The sequence below is a fragment of the Arthrobacter sp. TB 26 genome, from assembly GCF_000427315.1.
Taxonomy (GTDB): Bacteria; Actinomycetota; Actinomycetes; order Actinomycetales; family Micrococcaceae; genus Arthrobacter.
In genome coordinates, this window is the sequence record NZ_AUPJ01000194.1 from 660 (window position 1) to 3,326 (window position 2,667).

Below are 2,667 nucleotides of genomic sequence, written 5' to 3' on the forward strand. Positions count from 1 at the left end.
GCCCGCCATGATCCGGCGCTCCACGTCGGCTGTTCCGGCAGCACCGTTGAGGGCGCGTCCGAACGCTCGACGTTTGACCGCCAGTGCCAGGCACTTTTCGCTGGGGTGCAGCCATGCACCCCGGCCAGCCATCCGGCGTCGTTCATCGACCACGACAGCGGATGAACCGCTGCTGTCGGCGACGAGCCGGAGTAGCTCCGACCGCGTGCCCTTTTTCCGGCATCCGATGCAGGTACGTTGCGGTTGATTCCCGAGGTGTTGCACGTGTGCCACTTACGAGTTTCTTCCTGCCAGTACATATCTGCCGGCCCTGGCGTCCTGAGCCTGCCTGGCCAAGGGGTCGTTACCAACACCTTCGCCGGACGCAAACCCGGACGCGCAAGGGACACGCGGATACCGGCCGTTAGGCGCGGTCATGTCTATTCTAGCCCCTCCAGCGGCCGGGCCCCGAACTTACGGGGCCGCGGGCGCCGGCGGGCGGGCCGGAACTCCGGCCCTTTTTGTTGTGGCCCCTTTGCCGGGGCCACCGTGGTGGGGCCTATTTGTCGCGGCTGACCGCAGCGTCCGAGACGATGTCGATCCGCCAGCCGGTGAGCTTGGCGGCGAGACGGGCGTTTTGGCCCTCCTTGCCGATGGCGAGGGAGAGCTGGTAGTCCGGGACCACCACACGGGCCGAGCGGGTTGCCTCGTCCGTGATGGTGACCGAATTCACCCGGGACGGGGACAGTGCGCTGGCGATGAACGTCGCGGGATCGTCGCTGTAGTCGACAATGTCGATTTTTTCGTCGTTGAGTTCGTTCATGACCGCACGGACACGCGATCCCATTTCACCGATGCAAGCGCCCTTGGCGTTGATGCCGGGGTTGTTGGCTTTGACGGCCATCTTGGTGCGGTGTCCGGCTTCGCGGGCCAGTGCGACGATTTCCACGGAGCGGTCCGCGATTTCCGGGACTTCCATTTCGAAGAGCTTCCGCACAAGGCCCGGGTGGGAGCGGGACAGGGTGATGGACGGGCCCTTGGTGCCGCGGTGCACGTCGATCACAAAGGCGCGGAGCCGGTTGCCGTGGGTGTACTTCTCCCCCGGCACCTGCTCGGGCGGCGGCAGCAATGCCTCCACCGTGCCCAGGTTGACCTGGATCATGTGCGGGTTGTTGCCCTGCTGGATGGTTCCGGCAACCAGCTCGCCCTCACGGCCCTTGAACTCGCCGAGGACGTTGTCGTCCTCAACGTCGCGCAGGCGCTGCAGGATGATCTGCCGTGCAGTGCTGGCGGCGATGCGGCCAAAGCCTGCGGGAGTGTCTTCGAATTCGCCGATGGGGGCACCGTCGTCGTCGATCTCCGTGGCCCAGATGGTCACGTGGCCGCTCTTGCGGTCCAGCTCGGCACGGGCCTTCTCGAAGGCTCCCGGCGTCTTGTGGTAGGCCACCAGCAGGGCCTGCTCGATCGTCGGAATCAGGAGATCCAGCGGGATTTCACGCTCACGCTCCAGGAGTCTCAGTGCGCTCATGTCAATATCCATTAGGCCTCCTCAGAAGGTCCATTGTGTGCGTTCTCCAGGCCAGCCTCTTCGAGGTGGCTGAACTCTATCTCGACTTTTCCACTGCGGATCCTGTCGAAAGGAAGCTTGATGGGCTCACCCTGCTTGGGCTTCATGCCCTTCTTCACGGTGATCTCCGGGACCAGCGTGACGCCCGTGTCATCGACGGACTGCACCCGGCCCGTGACGTTCTCGCCCTGCAGGACATTGACCTTGACCATCCGGCCGCGGGCACGGTGCCAGTGCCGCGCTTCGGTGAGGGGACGGCCGACGCCGGGAGAGGAAACCTCAAGCTCGTACGGGCGCGCGTCGGTGCTGGGATCGTTGTCCAGCATGTCGGAGAGGGTCTTGGAAATCTCGGCGATGACGTCGAGGCCGACGCCGCCTGTCTCCTCCTGCGGCAGGTCCACCACCACGTGGACCACCCGGTTGGCGCCGGCGACGTGAATGGAGACGTCCTCCAAGTACAGCCGGTTTGCCTGGACTTCGGGCTCCAGGAGGGCATGCAGCCGCTCGGCCTCGAAATTGTGGGCGGGTGCGGCTTCAGCCTTACCCGTTCCGGTCCGGTCTGTTGAAGTCGTGGCTTCTGCGTTGGTCATGATGCCGGCCGCCTCCCGCTCTAGATGATGTTGTGTGTACTAGCCTAGCGATTTTCCGGGCGCCATGGTGCACCGAGTTCCCGGCCGGCATGACAACATGGTGTGTTGTGAAAGACGACAGCGGAGAAAAGCGGCGGCGGGAGCTCATTCCCCGCATCGCACTCCTCTCCTGCCTCGCACTCGTGGTTGCCAGCCTTGGCCTGGCCTGGAGTCCTTCAAGCCCCAAGGAGCCCGCCGAACCGCCGTTTTCCGAGCAGGCGCGGTCGGTAGCGCTGGCTGAAACCCTATGGCTGCGAACCGCCGGCGAGCACCTTGGCCAGTCCACCGCCGGCGACCCGCAGCCCGCCGTGGCGCGGACTGTGAGTTTGCTGACAAGCCAATCCCGGGCCCTCCTCGTGCCGGGCCAGGACGTGCCTGCCTCCGCGCCCTCACCAGGGACGGCCGCCTCTTCCGCTGTGCCGTCTGCTGTTCCGTCTGCAGTCCCGCTGCCCGCGTCAGCGGCCGCGCTGGCAACCGAACTGGCGGCCAGCG

Annotated in this window: 3 protein-coding genes and 1 pseudogene (1 of these 4 cut by a window edge); 1 reads left to right on the forward strand and 3 read right to left on the reverse strand. The window is 65.6% G+C overall.

Annotated features, from left to right (window positions below):
- The 3 genes from K789_RS24460 to rimP form a co-directional block, all read right to left on the reverse strand.
- Positions 1-273: the 5' portion of a YlxR family protein gene (locus K789_RS24460; protein WP_128081578.1), read on the reverse strand. 54 nt of this gene lie to the left of the window's left edge; the window shows 273 of its 327 coding nt (coding positions 1-273); it begins with the start codon at positions 271-273; the stop codon falls past the left edge of the window.
- Positions 274-538: 265 nt separating this feature from the next.
- Positions 539-1,519 (reverse strand): transcription termination factor NusA, encoded by a 981-nt coding sequence (gene nusA / locus K789_RS0106985; protein WP_024366138.1) that lies wholly within the window; start codon positions 1,517-1,519, stop codon positions 539-541.
- Positions 1,519-2,136, reverse strand: a complete 618-nt coding sequence (gene rimP, locus K789_RS0106990) for a ribosome maturation factor RimP (RefSeq protein WP_029704666.1) — start codon at positions 2,134-2,136, stop codon at positions 1,519-1,521. The genes nusA and rimP overlap by 1 nt, the downstream gene beginning before the upstream one ends.
- Positions 2,137-2,243: 107 nt before the next feature.
- Between rimP and K789_RS26110 the strand changes: the two are divergent.
- Positions 2,244-2,667 (forward strand): annotated as a pseudogene (locus K789_RS26110) (hypothetical protein); the annotation flags it as partial.

Bases quoted from the DNA above. Each gene is read 5' to 3' on its own strand.
- nusA (WP_024366138.1), bottom strand. From the start codon at position 1,519: ATGGATATTGACATGAGCGCACTGAGACTCCTGGAGCGTGAGCGTGAA.
- rimP (WP_029704666.1), bottom strand. From the start codon at position 2,136: ATGACCAACGCAGAAGCCACGACTTCAACAGACCGGACCGGAACGGGT.